Annotated in this window: 11 protein-coding genes and 1 other RNA gene; 8 read left to right on the top strand and 4 right to left on the bottom strand. The window is 67.3% G+C overall.

Annotated elements, in window-relative coordinates; genetic code table 11:
* The first annotated feature begins 367 nt into the window (after positions 1-367).
* Together B043_RS0103890 and uvrB are read left to right on the top strand one after the other, a co-directional pair.
* Positions 368-3,199 carry an S-layer homology domain-containing protein gene (locus B043_RS0103890; RefSeq protein WP_026234120.1) on the top strand — a complete coding sequence of 944 codons (2,832 nt, stop codon included), beginning with the start codon at positions 368-370 and terminating at the stop codon, positions 3,197-3,199.
* A gap of 66 nt (positions 3,200-3,265) precedes the next feature.
* Positions 3,266-5,257 (top strand): excinuclease ABC subunit UvrB, encoded by a 1,992-nt coding sequence (gene uvrB / locus B043_RS0103885; protein WP_018461015.1) that lies wholly within the window; start codon positions 3,266-3,268, stop codon positions 5,255-5,257.
* Here the strand turns inward: uvrB and B043_RS0103880 are convergent.
* Positions 5,254-6,303, bottom strand: a complete 1,050-nt coding sequence (locus B043_RS0103880; protein WP_026234119.1) for an E3 binding domain-containing protein — start codon at positions 6,301-6,303, stop codon at positions 5,254-5,256. The two genes, uvrB and B043_RS0103880, sit on opposite strands and share 4 nt — an antisense overlap.
* 21 nt (positions 6,304-6,324) lie before the next feature.
* Here B043_RS0103880 and B043_RS0103875 point away from each other — a divergent pair, with 21 nt between their 5' ends.
* Positions 6,325-7,407, top strand: coding sequence for an aminopeptidase (locus B043_RS0103875; RefSeq protein ID WP_018461013.1), 1,083 nt, complete (start codon positions 6,325-6,327; stop codon positions 7,405-7,407).
* Here the strand turns inward: B043_RS0103875 and B043_RS0103870 are convergent.
* Both B043_RS0103870 and B043_RS0103865 read right to left on the bottom strand, forming a co-directional pair.
* Positions 7,382-8,152, bottom strand: coding sequence for an ABC transporter permease (locus B043_RS0103870; protein WP_016328448.1), 771 nt, complete (start codon positions 8,150-8,152; stop codon positions 7,382-7,384). The two genes, B043_RS0103875 and B043_RS0103870, sit on opposite strands and share 26 nt — an antisense overlap.
* Positions 8,145-9,023 carry an ABC transporter ATP-binding protein gene (locus tag B043_RS0103865; RefSeq protein ID WP_018461012.1) on the bottom strand — a complete coding sequence of 293 codons (879 nt, stop codon included), beginning with the start codon at positions 9,021-9,023 and terminating at the stop codon, positions 8,145-8,147. The genes B043_RS0103870 and B043_RS0103865 overlap by 8 nt, the downstream gene beginning before the upstream one ends.
* 19 nt (positions 9,024-9,042) lie before the next feature.
* Here B043_RS0103865 and ffs point away from each other — a divergent pair.
* An RNA gene (gene ffs / locus B043_RS12565) (signal recognition particle sRNA small type) lies at positions 9,043-9,143 on the top strand.
* Positions 9,144-9,204: 61 nt separating this feature from the next.
* Here ffs and B043_RS0103860 read toward each other — a convergent pair.
* On the bottom strand, positions 9,205-10,392 hold the full coding sequence (locus B043_RS0103860) for a CaiB/BaiF CoA transferase family protein (protein ID WP_018461011.1): 1,188 nt from the start codon (positions 10,390-10,392) through the stop codon (positions 9,205-9,207).
* 87 nt (positions 10,393-10,479) lie between these two features.
* On the opposite strand from B043_RS0103860, the gene nrfH reads away from it, so the two are divergent.
* The 4 genes from nrfH (at position 10,480) to B043_RS0103840 (ending at position 15,749) form a co-directional block, all read left to right on the top strand.
* Positions 10,480-10,938 (top strand): cytochrome c nitrite reductase small subunit, encoded by a 459-nt coding sequence (nrfH, locus tag B043_RS0103855; RefSeq protein WP_018461010.1) that lies wholly within the window; start codon positions 10,480-10,482, stop codon positions 10,936-10,938.
* A 138-nt stretch (positions 10,939-11,076) separates the two neighbouring features.
* Positions 11,077-12,246, top strand: coding sequence for an ammonia-forming cytochrome c nitrite reductase subunit c552 (locus B043_RS0103850; protein ID WP_245538876.1), 1,170 nt, complete (start codon positions 11,077-11,079; stop codon positions 12,244-12,246).
* Between the two features lie 120 nt (positions 12,247-12,366).
* The gene (gene ppdK, locus B043_RS0103845) at positions 12,367-14,961 is read left to right on the top strand and encodes a pyruvate, phosphate dikinase (RefSeq protein WP_018461009.1); all 2,595 of its coding nucleotides are present in this window, start codon (positions 12,367-12,369) and stop codon (positions 14,959-14,961) included.
* A gap of 5 nt (positions 14,962-14,966) precedes the next feature.
* Entirely contained in the window at positions 14,967-15,749 is a 783-nt protein-coding gene (locus tag B043_RS0103840) for a carbohydrate ABC transporter permease (RefSeq protein ID WP_018461008.1), read from the top strand.
* Positions 15,750-15,764: the final 15 nt, after the last annotated feature.

Genomic DNA, 15,764 nt, shown 5'->3' with positions numbered 1-15,764 from the left:
GGCTGGCTTTCCCTTGGAGGTCTTCAGGCGGGCGGGGCGGGTCCACCCCGGGCGGCATCCGCGGATCTCCTCGACCTTTCCCAAAAGGCCCTTTGGGCCCCTTGGTTATCCCCTTTCGGGGTCCGCCACCTCGTGAGGCCAATGGCCCCCTGCGCTTCCCGCCTAGAGGGGCAAGCGCCCCAGGGGGAGTATAGAGGAGCCTTCTGGGCTTGACAAGACGTGGATGAGCCTTTTATGATACCTGCGGATGCAAGGTCAAAGTTCTTCCGAGCTCTCTTGACCTTGCGCCCGGGGTTTAAGCGGGGAGGAAACGCGGAAACTCACCCGCCAAAACCCCCGGAGACCTCCAAAGGAGGTGTAGGGGAATATGAAGAAAAGGCTAGTCATGCTTTTGGCCGGGCTTTTGACCGTCCTCTCCATGGGGTTCGGTCTAGCCCAGTTCTCCGACGTGCCCGCTGGGCACTGGGCCAAGGAGGCCGTGGAGGCCCTGGCGGCCAAGGGGCTCGTGGTCGGCTTCCCGGACGGCACCTTCCGGGGCAACGAGACCCTCACCCGCTACCAGGCCGCCCTCATCATCTACCGCCTCCTGCAGCAGATTGAGGCGGAGATGAAGCAGCAGGGCGAGTCCCCCACCATGGAGGCCATGTCCGCTGAGGACCTCGAGGCCCTGAAGAACGCCGTCCAGGAGTTGGCCGCCGAGCTGGCCGCCCTTGGCGTTCGGGTCTCCGCCCTGGAGGACAGCGCCGCCACCAAGGAGGACATCGCCCGCCTCGAGGCCCTCATTGAGGAGCTCAAGGCCCAGCCCGCCCCCGAGCCCGGTATGGACGAGGCCGCCCTCCAGGACCTCGCCGACCGGGTGGAGGCCGCCTCCATCGCCGCGGACACTGCCCTGGCCCAAGCCCAGCAGCTGGCCGAGCAGCTGGAGGCCCTGGCCCAGGACCTGGAAGGCGTGAAGGGCGACGTGGCCGGCCTCCAGACCCAGGTGGAGGCCAACGCCCAGGCCATCCAGGCCCTGAACGAGCTGGCCGTCCTCCTGAACCAGGACGTGCTGGCCCTCCAGGACCGGGTGACCGCCCTGGAGAAGGGCCTCGCCGACCTGCAGGGCGTGGACTTCGAGCAGTTCGCCAGCAAGGAGGACGTGGCCGCGGTCCAGGAGTTCGCCGCCGCCCTGCGTTCCGACCTGGTGGGCCTCTCCGAGAAGGTATCCGCTCTGGAGGGCAAGACCGCTACCCTGGAGGGTAAGCTGGCCGACCTCTCCAAGGTGCAGTACTCCATCTCGGGTAGCCTCTCCGCCACCTACGGCACCGTGGTGACCCAGGGTGGGACCGCCTTTGACATCGACCGCCTCTTCCCGGGGAACGTCTTCTCCAGTGGGGTGTACGGCGCCACAGGCTCCAACGTCCAGAACCCCGACTCCACCCGCGGGAACATCTCCTACGGTGGGGCTTCCCTCACCTTTGGTCTCAAGAACACCGCCCCCTCGGCCCAAGGGGTAGCGGTGAGCGAGGCTAGCGCCACCGTTACCGCAGACGCCTTCACCAGCTCTTTTGCTGTGCCCACCATCCGCTTCAACAACGCCACCGTAAAGGGGACGGTGGATGGCCAAGCCTTCAGCGTAACCTACCACCGGAACACCAGCCTCTTCAAGTTCAACGACTACCTCTTCGCTAACGACCAGGACCAGGGTGATGCTCAAATCGGCCGGGCTAACCCTCGCCAGGGCCTGGTGGCCACCTTCTCCGGCACCAAGTTCCCCTTGGCTCCGGAGGTGACCTTGGTGGCGGGCGTTGCGGGCACCACCGCCTCGGATCCCAATCCTGCTCTCAGTGGGCAATACTTCGGCATCCGTAGCAACTTTAAGCCCCTGAAGGACGTGAACCTGGCCCTGAACTACGCTGACAGCTTAGGCCAAAACCGCTCTGCTGTAGGTGCGGATGGTGGCCTCAACCTGGGCCCCCTTAGCCTGAAAGGCCTGTGGGTTTCCTCTCAGCCCCTCACCAGTCCTGTGTCCGGCTTCTTCGACAACACGCTTTCCGACTGGGCCTACTACGTCCAAGGCGAAGTCAACCTGGGTCCCGTCAAGCTGAGTGCTAACTACCACGCCGTGGACCCAGACTACGCCGATGGGCAGGCGGGGATGTCTGAAAACGAGGACACCAACTGGTACGGTGGGTTTAAATCCTCCGCCCCTTACGGTTCCGACACCCGCGGGCTCGGCGTGGAAGCCAGCGCCGCCTTCGGCCCGGTAAGCGTGAAGGGCTACGCGGAGAGCGAGGGCAACTACGCTTTAGGCGCCGGTACGGTTTACGATGCCCTGGGCGCCGCTGTAACCCTAGGCAACTTCCGGGGCTTCAGCCTGACCGGCTTCTACAATGCTGCCTACACAGGTGGGAGCAACTACTTTGACCTTGCTACCCAGGTAGATGCCATTGCCCCTGGAGGGCTCTTTGTCTACGTAAACGAAAACTTCAAGTACTCCTCCAGCTTCGGGGTGCGGGTCAGCCACGACGGCAAGGCTCAGGATGCCCTGGTGCCTAGCCTCAACCTCACCGCCCAGTACGCCAACTTCTACGTCTCCGGCTACACGGACATCCAGGCCTACGCCACCCTGGCCCAGCCTTTCAAGCTGGCCTTCATCAACCTCAAGCCCGGCTTCCGCTACCACACCTTCCTCCAGGGGGGCACTACCGCCCCCACCGGGGACTACACCACCCTCAAGGGAGGGGTAGAGGTCTCCACCGACCCCATCGCCTTCGGCCTGAGCCTGGATGGGGCCGCCTCCTACCGGCAGACCCAGTACCAGGGCAACGGCTCTGGGGTGACCTCCGCCACCACCGCCTACGAGTTCTACTGGCGGGCCGGGGTCAAGCTCCAGGACTTCCTGGTGCCCAAGCTGAACTTCAGCGTGGCCTACGCTAACTACGAAGGCGACTTGCTTGCCGGGTCGGGTCTTCCCACGGTGGGCTCGGGTAACCAGGCCTTCAACTTCGCCCGCGACCGGATCTACCGGAGCCCCGACCCCATCGCCGCGCCCTGGCTGGCCACGCCCAGCTCCCAGTCGGGCCGGGTGGCGGGCTTCTACGGTGAGATCAAGTACTACGACCTCACCGTGGCCTACGGGGAGTTCGCCATCGGCACCCTCACCAGCTTCACGGACTACGGCCGCGGCTTCAGCATCTCCTACAGCGTGAAGTTCTAAGAAGCTGGTAGCTCAACCCCCGCCCCCCGTGGGCGGGGGTTTCCTTTTCCGGCTACACTAAAGGAGATGTTCCGCTACCACGGCCCCGAGCCCAAGGGGGACCAGCCCAAGGCCATCCGCGAGCTGGTGGAGGCCCTACGGGACGGGGAGCGCTTCGTCACCCTTCTCGGGGCCACGGGTACGGGGAAGACCGTCACCATGGCCAAGGTCATTGAGGCCTTGGGAAGGCCCGCCCTGGTCCTGGCCCCCAACAAGATCCTGGCCGCCCAGCTCGCCGCGGAGTTCCGGGAGCTTTTCCCCGAGAACGCGGTGGAGTACTTCATCAGCTACTACGACTACTACCAGCCCGAGGCCTACGTGCCGGGCCGGGACCTCTACATTGAGAAGGACGCCAGCATCAACCCGGAAATAGAGCGCCTGCGCCACTCCACCACCCGAAGCCTCCTCACCCGCCGGGACGTGATCGTGGTGGCCTCGGTCTCCGCCATCTACGGCCTGGGGGACCCAAGGGAGTACCGGGCGCGGAACCTGGTGGTCCAAAGGGGGGAGCGCCACCCAAGGGAGGCCCTCCTGGAAAGGCTTCTGGACCTGGGCTACCAGCGGAACGACCTGGACCTCACCCCGGGCCGCTTCCGGGCCAAGGGGGAGGTCCTGGAGATCTTCCCCGCCTACGACACGGAGCCCATCCGGGTGGAGCTCTTCGGGGACGAGGTGGAGCGGATCCTCCAGGTGCACCCCCTCACGGGGGAGCGGCTTAGGGAGCTTCCTGGCTTCGTCCTTTTCCCCGCCACCCACTACCTCTCCCCGGAGGGGCTGGAGGAGATCCTGGAGGAGATCAAGAAGGAGCTGGAGGAGCGGGTGCGCTACTTCGAGGAAAGGGGGGAACTCCTCTACGCGCAAAGGCTCAAGGAGCGCACGCTTTACGACCTGGAGATGCTCCGGGTCATGGGCACCTGCCCGGGGGTGGAGAACTACGCCCGCTACTTCACGGGGAAGGCCCCGGGAGAACCCCCCTACACCCTCCTGGACTACTTCCCCGAGGACCTCCTGGTCTTCCTGGACGAGTCCCACGTGACCGTGCCCCAGCTCCAGGGGATGTACCGGGGGGACTACGTGCGCAAGAAGACCCTGGTGGACTACGGCTTCCGCCTGCCCTCCGCCCTGGACAACCGCCCCTTGCGCTTTGAGGAGTTCCTAGAGCACGCCCCCCAGGTGGTCTTCGTCTCCGCCACCCCGGGGGAGTTTGAACTCGGCCACTCGGGTAGGGTGGTGGAGCAGATCATCCGCCCCACGGGGCTTCTGGACCCCCTGGTGCGGGTGAAGCCCACGGAGAACCAGATCCTGGACCTCATGGAGGGGATCCGGGAGCGCGCCAAAAGGGGGGAAAGAACTCTGGTCACCGTGCTCACCGTGCGCATGGCGGAAGAGCTCACGGACTTCCTGGTGGAGCAGGGCATCCGGGCCCGCTACCTGCACCACGAGCTGGACGCCTTTGAACGCCAGGCCCTCATCCGGGACCTGCGGCTTGGGCACTTTGACTGCCTGGTGGGGATCAACCTCCTTCGCGAGGGCCTGGACCTTCCCGAGGTCTCCCTGGTGGCCATCCTGGACGCGGACAAGACGGGCTTCTTGAGGAGCGAGCGGAGCCTCATCCAGACCATCGGCCGGGCGGCCCGGAACGCCAAGGGGGAGGTCTGGCTCTACGCGGACCAGGTGTCGGAGGCCATGGAGAGGGCCATCCGGGAAACCAACCGGAGAAGGGCCATCCAGGAGGCCTACAACCGGGCGCACGGCATCGTGCCCGAAACGGTGCGCAAAGGGGTGCGGGCTGTCATCCGGCCCGAGGGGTACGAGGGGCCTGCCCTGGAGGAGGTGGCCCGGGAGGACCTGAAGGAGCGCATCGCCGAGCTGGAGCTCGCCATGTGGCAGGCGGCGGAGGCCTTGGACTTTGAGCGGGCGGCCCGGATCCGGGACGAGCTTAGGGCCCTCGAGGCCCGCCTGGAGGGCCTTGCCCCCCCGGAGCCCGTGCCGGGCAAGCGGAGGAGGAAGCGGCGTTAGGCCAGGAGCAGGACGGGGTGTTCCAGGTACAGGGCCACCCGCTCCAGAAGCTTCTTGGCCACCTCCCCTTCCATCCCGGAAAGGGCGAGGAGCCCCTCGGGGAGGAGGAAAAGGCTTGGCCGGCCGGTGTGGACCTCCTCTTCCCCGAAGAAGCAGAGGAGGCCCTCCCCCTCCTCCCGCCCTTCCCCCCGGAAGAGGGCCAGGAAGGGGCCTTCGGGCTTGAGGCCCAGGGGGGTTTCCCCCTGCAGGCGGCCCAGGAGGGGCCTTAGGGGAAGCCCCAGCTCCGCCAAGGCCCTCTCCGCCGCCTTGAGGAGGAAGGGCAGGGGGGTTTTGGGCACGCCGAACGCCCGGGCGAAGGCCTCCTCCGCCTCCTCCACCGCCTTCAGGTCCACAGAGCGGCGGAAGACCCTTAGGGCCCTAAACGCCTCCACCGGGGGCAGGGGGACTGGGGCCACGGCCCCCAGGGCGGGGGTCACCTCCTGTTGCAGGTCCTCCTCCAAGGACCCCAGGTCCTCAAGCTCCTCCAGAAGGGGTTCAGGCAGGGCCTCTTCCTCCAAGGAGGCCAGGACAGGCGCTAGGTCTTCCTCCAGCCCCTCTTCCCGCGCCTCCTGGGCGGCCTGGGCCAGGAGGTCCTCCTCCCACTCCTCCAAAACGGGCTCCGGCTGGGCGTCCAAAACGGGCTCGGGCTCCGGCTCTTCCAGGGCCAGGTCCTCCAGGTCGTCCAGGAGGATGGGCTCGAGGTCCAGCTCCTCCTCCCGGATCTCCACCGTGAGGGGCCGGGTGGGGAGGACCTCGGAAAGGTCCACCCCCTCCCGGCCCAGGACCTCCTGGGCCCGCCGCAGGTCGGCCTCCGGCACAGGAGGGGGCGGGGCAGGCTCGGGGGCCGGGGGCAGGTCCACCTCCCCCGCCATCACCTTGGCCAAAAAGGCCAGGACGTCCCGCTCCACGATGGTGCCGTCGGGGCCCGTACCCTTGAGGAGGCGCCAGTCTATCCCGTTCTCTTCCGCGAGGCGCCGGGCCAGGGGCGTAATCTTGGGTTCTTCCATCTTGGTCTTATGATAGCAGGAGTGGAAGCGCGCTTTGCCAGGCTCCTCGCGGACTACTGCCTCGAGGCCCAGGAAGGGGAAACCGTCCTCATAGAGGCGGAAACCCCCGCCCTCCCCCTCCTCCCCCACCTGAAGCGGGCCCTCCTGGAGCGGGGGGCCTACCCCCTCATCCGCCTGGGCTATCCTGGGGAGGCCAAAGACCTCCTCCTCCACGGGGGCAGGTGGCGGACGGAGATCCCCGAGGCCGAACGGGCCCTCTACGAAAGGGCGGATAAGTTCCTGCGCATCCTCTCCCAGGAAAACCCCCTAGAGGGCGCGGAGGTGGACCCGGCCCTCGCCGTGGAGCACGCCCGGGCCTGGCGGCCCCTGGCCGAAGCCCGGCTCAGGAAGCGCTGGACCCTCACCCTCTACCCCACGGTGGGCTACGCGGTGGGGGCGGGGATGGGCACGGAGGCCTTCCGGCGCTACCTGGAACGGGCCCTCTTCCTGGACCAAGAGGACCCGGTGGCGGCCTGGCGGGCCCTCTCCCGCTTCCAGGAAGGCCTCATCGCCAAGCTTAGCCAGGCCAAAACCCTGAGGATCCAGGCCCCGGGCACGGACCTCACCCTCAGCGTGGCGGGGCGCACCTGGATCAACTCCGACGGGAAGCGGAACATGCCCTCGGGGGAGGTCTTCACCGGGCCCCTCGAGGACTCCGCGGAAGGGGAGGTGCGCTTCAACCTCCCGGCCTTCGTGGGGGGGAGGCGGGTGGAGGGGACTTACCTCCGCTTCCAGGGCGGGGCGGTGGTGGAGGCAAGGGCGGAAGCCGGAGAAGACTACCTCCTTTCCGCCCTGGCCACGGACGCGGGGGCCAGAAGGCTGGGGGAAATCGGCATCGGCACCAACTTCGCCCTGGACCGGCCCACGGGCCTCATCCTCCTGGACGAGAAGATGGGGGGCACGGTGCACCTGGCCCTGGGCCGGAGCTACCCGGAAACCGGAGGGAAAAACGAAAGCGCCCTCCACCTGGACCTGGTGCTCTCCCTCAAGGAAGGAAGGCTCCTGGTGGACGGCGAGCCCATCCTGGAGGGGGGACGGTTCAAAGGTCCTTTCGCTCAAAGGTAAGGAGGGCGAGCCCCCCAAACCCCAGGGTGTAGAGGAGGAGGAGGGGAAGCCCGATGGCGGCCGCCTCTGGGCGCAGGTGCAGGTCCAGGTAGGTGGTGAGGAGGAAGGGCGTGAGGGCGGGGAAGGCGACAAGGAGGCGCATGAGGAGGAGGGTGGCCACCGCGGCCAGGGCGCTGGCCGTGGTGGAGAGGAAGACCGTGGCGTAGAGGAGGGCGAGCGCCGCCAAAGGAAGGAGCACCATCCCCGCCAGGAGGTGGGCCTCGAGGAGCTCCCCCAAGGCCGCCCCAGGGGAAAGGTACCCCACCCCGGCAAACCCCCCAGGCCCAAGCCCCGTGCCCCCGAAAAAGCCCCCAAGGCCATGGGGCAGGCCCGCGAGGAGCCCCCCTAGGAAGCTTGCCGAAAGGAGGAGGAAGGGGTAGAGGAGCACCGCGAGGAGCTTGGCGAGGAGGAGGCTATAACGGGGAAAAGGCCTGAGGAGGAGGGTTTTCAGGGTCCCCTGGGCCACCTCCCCCCCCAGGGCCTCGCTGGCGGCCATGACCACCAGGAAGGGGAAGAGGAACTCCATCCCCGCAAGGAGGCTTAAGGCCACCACCTGCCAGCCCGAGGCCAGGACCAGGCCGTAGACCTCCTTCAGCCCGGGGGCCAAAGCCCAGAGAAAAGGGAGCAGGAAGGCCACCACAAGGCCGATCCGCACCGAGCGAAGGTGGAATAGCTTGGACAGCTCCCAGAAGAAAACCCTAAGCATGGTGCACCCTTTCCTGGTAGTAGGCCAGGAGGTCAAAGCGGTGGGGGTGGAAGGCCAGGACCCGGTACCCGTCCTGGAGGAGGGCCCTAAGGGCGGCCTCCGGCTCGCCCTCCAGGAGGATGGCCCTCCCTTGGAGCCTGGCCTCCTTCACCTGGGGCAGGGTCTTGAGGAGGGCCAAGGCCCCTTCCAGGGGCTCCGCCTCCAGGCGGAACAGGCGCCTTTCCCCAAGCCCCACCTCGTCCAGAAGGCGCCCGCCCCCCAGGATCCCCACCCGGTGGGCGTAGGCGGCCACCTCCTGCAGGTGGTGGGTGGAGAGGAAAACCGCCACCCCCTCCTTGGCGAGTTCCCGGAGAAGGGTGTGGACCAGCTCCACCCCCTCGGGGTCCAGGCCGCTGGTGGGCTCGTCCAGCACCAGGACCTTGGGGCGGTGGAGGATGGCCGCGGCCAGGCCGAGCCTTTGGCGCTGGCCCAGGGAGTAAAGGGCCACCTTCTGGTCCGCCACCGAGAGGAGCTTAAGCCGGGCCAGGACCTCCCCTATGCGGGCCTCGTCCTTAAGCCCGGAGAGGTAGGCCTGCATCCGCAGGTTCTCCCGCCCCGTGAGGTGGGGGTAGAAGGCTGCGGGGGCCTCCACCACCGCCCCCAGGTGGCGCCGGGCCCTCGGGTTCTGGTGGACGTCCTCCCCCAGGAGGAAGGCCTTCCCCGCGGTGGGGAAGGCGAGCCCGGTGAGGAGGCGGATGAGGGTGGTCTTGCCGGAACCGTTGGGGCCCGCCAGGGCGTAGACCTCCCCCGGACGCACGGAAAGGGACACGCCCTCCAGGATGGGCTTCCGCCCGTAGCGCTTGCTCAGGCCCTCCACCTTTAAGGCCTCCATGGGTGCTATACTACAAAAGCCCCCGGTCCAGCGCGGCGGTCCGGGCGTGAACCGGGTCAGGTCCGGAAGGAAGCAGCCCTAAGCGCCTCGGGTCGGGCGCCGCTGGGAAGCCGGGGGTGTTTTTTTCCCGTCGCGGCTTGCGCCGCGACGGGGGCCCCTAAAAGGGCTCTTCCCCAACCCATTACGGCCCCTTGACCACCCCTTCCCGAAGGAGCCCCTCCACCTCCTCTTGGGAAAAGCCCGCCTCGAGGAGCACCTCCCGGCTGTGCTGGCCCAGGAGGGGCGGGGGGAGGGTGGGCCTCGCAGGGGTGCGGGAGAGGAAGCGCAAGGGGTTGGCCAGGGTAGGGAGGGCCCCAAGGAGGGGGTGCTCCAGGGTCCAGACCGCCCCCCGGGCCTGGGCCTGGGGGTCAGCGAAGGCCTCGGCGAGGTCGTTCACGGGGGCGGCGGGGATCCCTTCTTTCTGAAAAAGTTCCAACCAGTAAGCCCTGGGGCGGGTCTTGAGGACCTCGGAAAGCGTCCTTTCCACCTCCTCCCGGGCCTCCACCCTCCCCGCGTTTTGGGGGAAGCGCGCATAGAGCCCAGGAAGCCCCAGGAGGCCGCAGAGCCTCCTAAACTGCTCGTCGTTCCCCACCGCGAGCACGAGAAAGCCGTCCGCCGCGGGGAAGGCCCCGTAGGGCACGATCTGGGCGTGGGCGTTCCCAAGCCTTCTTGGGGGCTTGCCCGTGAGGAGGTAGCTTTCCCCAAGGTTGGCCAGGGCGAAGAGGCCCACGTCAAAGAGGGAGAGGTCGATGTGCTGGCCGAGGCCGCTCCTTTCCCGTTCCCACAGGGCGGCGAGGACCGCTAAGGCCCCCATCATCCCCGTCATCACGTCAATCCAGGCCACACCCACCTTCATGGGGGGGCCATGGGGGTCCCCGGTCACGGACATGATGCCGGTGTAGCCCTGGAGGGCAGCGTCGTAGCCTGGCTCCTTGGCCCGGGGGCCGGTCTGGCCGAAGCCGGTGATGGAGAGGTACACGAGCCTGGGGTTAAGGGCCTGGAGGCTTTCGTAGTCCAGCCCGTAGCGGGCCAGGTCCCCGGTCTTGAAGTTCTCCACCAGGACGTCCGCCCGCTCCGCCAGGCGGCGCACCGCCTTCTGGCCCTCGGGGTGCTTGAGGTCCAGGGCGAGGCTCTTTTTCCCGCGGTTCACCGAGAGGAAGTAGGCGCTTTCGCCCTCCACGAAAGGGGGGCCCCAGCCCCGGGTCTCGTCCCCCCAGGGGGGTTCCACCTTCACCACCTCCGCCCCGAGGTCGGCCAGGATCATGGTGCAAAGGGGGCCCGCCAGGACGCGGGAGAGGTCTAAAACCTTAACGCCCGAAAGGGAAGCCACGAGCCCATTCTAAAAGTCGGCTAAGGACTCGTGTCCCTGGACAGGCCCCTTAAGCGCCGGTACCCTTGACGTAGGAGGATAGGGGGTATGAGCTTTCTGCGCAGCGCCCCTTGGCTGGCCGGTCTGGGGTTTATCCTCGGCCTAGCCGGGTACGCGTTCTATCAAGGAAAGGGGTGGTCGTATCTCAGCAACGATCCCCGGGCGTGCGTCAACTGCCACATCATGCGGGATCAGTACGAATCCTGGCAACACTCCAGCCATCGCAACTGGGCCACGTGTAACGATTGCCACATGCCCCACACCTTCTTGGGCAAATGGACCACCAAAGCCGTCAGCGGTCTCCGTCACAGCGTGGCCTTCACCACGGGGCGTTTTCCTGAACCCATCGTCATTACCCCCTGGAACAAGGCCATAGCCCTGGACAACTGCGTGGCCTGCCACCGCCCGGTGGTGGAACAGATGCTCCTCCGGCCGGGGGTTCATGGACCGGAAGATCTCAACTGCACCGCCTGCCACGGCAACGTAGGGCACAGGGCCCTGAAGTGAGGTGAAAGCATGCCGAAAAGGGGATGGAAGGGGTTAGGCATCCTGGTGCTTTTCGGGGTACTAGGGATAGGTGTAGGGTACGTTCTCAGCGTTATCGTCAAACGGCAGGCCGAAGCGAAGCAGTACCCCTTGCGGCTGGTGGAGATCGGGGAGCTGGAGGTGGACCCTGCCGTTTGGGGCCAAAACTTTCCCCTCCACTATGACCGCTTCCTGCGGACCAGGGAGGAGTATGGGCGGACGGCCTATGGGGGTGGGGTCCGCTACGACAAGCTAGCAGAAAAGCCTTTCCTAAAGCTGGCCTGGGCCGGCCACCCCTTCTCCGTAGATTACAAGGAGGACCGGGGCCACCACTACGCCCAGCTGGACCAATACCAAACCAAGCGGACCACGGAATTCAAGCAGCCGGGCGCTTGCTTAAACTGCCACACCGGCGAGTTTGTGAAGCTGGTGGCGGAAATAGGGTGGGACACCCTCAACCGCACCCCTTACAACGAGTTCCGGGAGCGGTTGGCGGCGGGCGGGCACCTCGGGGTTACCTGCGCGGATTGTCACGATCCCAAAACCATGGCCCTACGCATCACCCGGCCCGCTTTGGAAAACGCGCTCAAAGCCCAGGGTAAGGACTGGAGGCAGGCCTCGAGGCAGGAGATGCGCTCCCTGGTCTGCGCCCAGTGCCACGTGGAGTACTACTTCCTAGGTGAAGGGAAAACCCTCACCTTCCCTTGGTCGCGCGGCACCAGCGTGGAGGCCATAGAAGCCCACTACGACGCTTACGGGTTTAAGGACTGGACCCACGCCATCACCCAAGCCCCCATGATCAAGATGCAACACCCGGAGTACGAGCTCTACACCACCAGCGTGCACCACCAGGCGGGCGTGGCCTGCGCGGACTGCCACATGCCCTACATCCGGGTGGGGGGGATGAAGATCAGCGATCACTGGATCCGGAGCCCCCTGACCCAAGTGGCCCAAAGCTGCCAGACCTGCCACCGGGTACCCGAAGCGGAGCTCTTAAACCGGGTCAAGACCATCCAGGACCGGACCAAGGAGCTCGCCACCACCACCGAAAAAGCCTTGGAGGACGCTATCCTAGCCATCCAAAAGGCCATGGAGGCGGGGGTACCGGACGAGGCGCTAGAGGAGGCGCGGAAGCTCCATCGGGCAGCCCAGCTCCGCTGGGACTTCGTTGACGCGGAAAACAGCATGGGGTTCCACAGCCCTCAGGAAGCTGCCCGCATCCTCCTCCACGCCACCGATCTAGCCCGGCAGGCCCAGCTGGCGGCAGAGCGCGCCTTGGCCAAGCGGTAACCTCCCCACACCCAAGCCCCCTCGAGGGGGCTTGGGTGTAAGCCTTTTTGTCCCCAAGCGGTGTAAGGGTTACACGGGTACACTTTTCCACGCTTCCACGGAAACCCCTATCCTCGGGGCATGGTCCAGGTGTACCTGCTTTCGGAGGCCCGGGGGCTCGGCAAGGAGGTCCTAGGGGGGAAGGGGTTTGGCCTGGTGGAGATGGCCCAGGCAGGCTTCCCCGTACCCCCCGCCTTCATCGTCCCCACGGAGGCCTGCCGGGCCTACCTCAAGGAGGGGGCCGTGCCCGGCCTGGAGGAGGCGGTGGCGGCCAAGATGGCGGCCCTCGAGGGCCTAGTAGGGAAGCGCTTCGGCCGGGGGGAGGGGGCCACCCCTCCCCTCCTCGTTTCCGTGCGCAGCGGGGCCCCGGTCTCCATGCCCGGGATGATGGACACCATCCTCAACCTCGGCCTCACCCTGGAGGGGGTAGGGGCCTTGGCCCGGGCCACGGGGAACCCCCGCTTCGCCTGGGACACCTTCCGCCGCCTGGTGCAGATGTACGGGGAGGTGGTCCTGGGGGTGGAGGCCCAGGCCTTTGAGGCCCTTTTGGAGGAGGCCAAGCGGAGAAGGGGCGTGGGGGCGGACAGCGCCCTGGGAGCAGAAGACCTGGAGGAGCTTTCCTTCCGCTTCCTCCGCCTTTTGGAAGAGCGGGGCACCCCCTTCCCCATGGACCCCTGGGCCCAGCTCCAGGGGGCCATAGAGGCGGTCTTCAAGAGCTGGCAGAACCCCCGGGCCAGGGCCTACCGCCGCATCTACGGCATCCCCGAGGAGATGGGCACCGCGGTGGTGGTCCAGGCCATGGTCTTCGGCAACCTGGGGGAGGATTCGGGCACCGGGGTGGGCTTCACCCGCAACCCGGCCACGGGGGAGAAGGGCCTTTACGGGGAGTACCTTCGGAACGCCCAAGGGGAGGACGTGGTGGCGGGGGTGCGCACCCCCGAGCCCCTCGAGGCCCTGAAGGCCTACGCCCCCGGGGTCTACGAGGAGCTAAGGGGGGTGGCCGAGCGCCTGGAGCGCCACTTCCGGGACATGCAGGACTTTGAGTTCACCGTGGAGCGGGGAAGGCTCTTTCTCCTCCAGACCCGAAGCGGCAAGCGCACGGCCAAAGCCGCGGTGCGCATCGCGGTGGAGATGGCGGAAGAGGGCCTCATCTCCCGGGAGGAGGCCCTCCTAAGGGTGGAGGCCAACGCCCTCCCCGGCCTCCTCCGCCCCGAGGTGGACCGGGAAAAGGCCCCCAAACCTCTCCTGAAAGGCCTTCCCGCAAGCCCCGGGGCGGCCATAGGCCACGCGGTCTTCAGCAACGAGGCCGCGGAGCGCTTGAGCGCCCAGGGCCTTCCCACCATCCTGGTGCGGCCCGAGACCACCCCGGAGGACATCACCGGGATGTACCTCTCCCGGGGCATCCTCACCGCCCGGGGCGGCCTCACCTCCCACGCGGCGGTGGTGGCCCGGGGCCTGGGGGTGCCCGCGGTGGTGGGGGCGGAGGCCCTAAGGGTCTTCCCCGAGGCGGGGCGGGCCCTGGTGGACGGGGTGGAGATCCGGGAAGGGGACCTCCTCACCCTGGACGGGGGCACGGGGGAGGTCTTTCTCGGGGCGGTGCCGCTTCTGGAGGAGGGAGACACGGCGCTTTTGGAAAAGCTCCTCGCCTGGGCCGAGCCCCACCGGCGCCTGGGGGTGCGGGCCAACGCGGACACCCCCGAGGACGCCAAGAGGGCCCGGGCCCTGGGGGCGGAGGGGATCGGGCTTTGCCGCACGGAGCACATGTTCTTCGCCCAAGAGCGCCTGCCCTACGTGCAGAGGCTTATCCTGGCGAAGGATGAAGCGGAGGAGGAAGAGGCTTTAAAGCACCTCTTCGCCTTCCAGAAGGAGGACTTCAAGGGGATCCTAAAGGCCATGGACGGCCTCCCCGTCACCGTGCGCCTCCTGGACCCGCCCCTGCACGAGTTCCTGCCCTCGGAGGAGGAGCTTAGGAAGCGGGGGGACGAGGAGGCCAAGGCCCTCTTGGAGCGGGTGGAGGCCCTAAAGGAGGTGAACCCCATGCTGGGCTTCCGGGGGGTCAGGCTCCTCCTCCTCAGGCCCAAGATCTTCCGCATGCAGCTTAGGGCCCTCCTGGAGGCCGCCCGGGAGCTCCGGGAAGAGGGCCTGGACCCCAGGCCTGAGGTCATGGTCCCCCTGGTGGCCGACCCCAAGGAGGTGGAAAGGGCGAGGGCTCTGGCGGAGGAGCTCTTCCAGGAATACGGCCCCATCCCCTTCGGCACCATGCTGGAAACCCCCAGGGCCTGCCTCCTCGCGGGGGAGATCGCCCCTTTGGTGGACTTCTTCAGCTTCGGCACCAACGACCTCACCCAGATGACCTTCGGCCTCTCCCGGGACGACGCGGGCCGCTTCCTGCCCCGCTACCTGGAGGAGGGGCTCTTCCCCTTTGACCCCACGGAGCGCCTGGACGAGAAGGGGGTGGGGCGGCTCCTCCAGCTTGCGGTGGAGGAGGGGCGGCGGGCGAACCCCAGGCTCAAGCTCGGCCTCTGCGGGGAGCACGGGGGGGAGGCGGGGAGCGTGCGCTTCGTGGAACCCCTCCTGGACTACGTCTCCGCCAGCCCCTACCGGGTCCTCACCGCCCGGCTGGCCGCGGCCCAGGCGGGCCTGGAGCGGCCCAGGGTGCCCGTGGGTGTAGAGTAGGGGGGATGGGGTTCCTGCGGCACCTCTTCGTGGCCTTCATCCTCTTCTTTATCCTCCTCCCCTTCCTCTGGATGGCCTACGCCGCCTTCCTCCCCAAGGAGGCGGTCTATAGCGGAGAGCTCTTCCGCCATCTCGGTTTCAGCCTGGAAAACCTCACGGCCCTAAGGGGGGAGGGGTTTTGGGAAAGGCTCCTCTTCTCCTTGGGGCTTTCCGGGGGGGTGGTGGCCCTCCAGCTCCTCACCGCCCTCCTCGCCGCCTACGCCCTTAGGGCTGGGCTTGGCCTTCTGCCCTTTTACCTGGTCCTCATGGCCGTCCCCGCGGAGCTCCTCCTGGTGCCCCTTTACGGGATTCTGAAGGGCCTGGGGCTTCTGGAGACCGTCTGGGCCCTGGTCCTCCCCTTCGCCGCAAGCCCCTTCATCGTCTACCTGGTCTACCAGGCCATGCGCGGGGTGCCGGAGGAGCTCTTGGAGGCGGCCCGGCTGGACGGGGCGGGGCATAGGGTCCTCCTCTTCCGAATCCTCTTCCCCCTGGTGCGGCCCACCCTGGTGGCCGCGGGGGTCCTGGCCTTCGCCGCCCACTGGAACCTGGTCCTCTACCCCCGGGTGGTGGTCTCGGACCCGAGGCTCTGGACGGTGCAGACCTGGCTCACGGACCTCCAGCGCAAGTACCCCACGGACTGGGGCCTCCTCTCCGCGGCGGCCCTCCTCTCCGTCCTCCCCCTGGCCCTCCTCTACCTCCTCTTCGAGCGACGGGTGGTGGCCACCTTTGAGGAGGGGCTTAAGGGGTAAACTAGGGCTAAAGGG

The organism is Thermus oshimai DSM 12092, assembly GCF_000373145.1.
GTDB classification, from domain to species: Bacteria; Deinococcota; Deinococci; order Deinococcales; family Thermaceae; genus Thermus; species Thermus oshimai.
The sequence above is the reverse complement of the archived record's forward strand: the minus strand, read 5'-3'. Positions and strand labels throughout refer to the sequence as shown.

Bases quoted from the DNA above. Each gene is read 5' to 3' on its own strand.
- B043_RS0103890 (WP_026234120.1), top strand. From the start codon at position 368: ATGAAGAAAAGGCTAGTCATGCTTTTGGCCGGGCTTTTGACCGTCCTC.
- uvrB (WP_018461015.1), top strand. From the start codon at position 3,266: ATGTTCCGCTACCACGGCCCCGAGCCCAAGGGGGACCAGCCCAAGGCC.
- B043_RS0103880 (WP_026234119.1), bottom strand. From the start codon at position 6,303: ATGGAAGAACCCAAGATTACGCCCCTGGCCCGGCGCCTCGCGGAAGAG.
- B043_RS0103870 (WP_016328448.1), bottom strand. From the start codon at position 8,152: ATGCTTAGGGTTTTCTTCTGGGAGCTGTCCAAGCTATTCCACCTTCGC.
- B043_RS0103865 (WP_018461012.1), bottom strand. From the start codon at position 9,023: ATGGAGGCCTTAAAGGTGGAGGGCCTGAGCAAGCGCTACGGGCGGAAG.
- nrfH (WP_018461010.1), top strand. From the start codon at position 10,480: ATGAGCTTTCTGCGCAGCGCCCCTTGGCTGGCCGGTCTGGGGTTTATC.
- ppdK (WP_018461009.1), top strand. From the start codon at position 12,367: ATGGTCCAGGTGTACCTGCTTTCGGAGGCCCGGGGGCTCGGCAAGGAG.
- B043_RS0103840 (WP_018461008.1), top strand. From the start codon at position 14,967: ATGGGGTTCCTGCGGCACCTCTTCGTGGCCTTCATCCTCTTCTTTATC.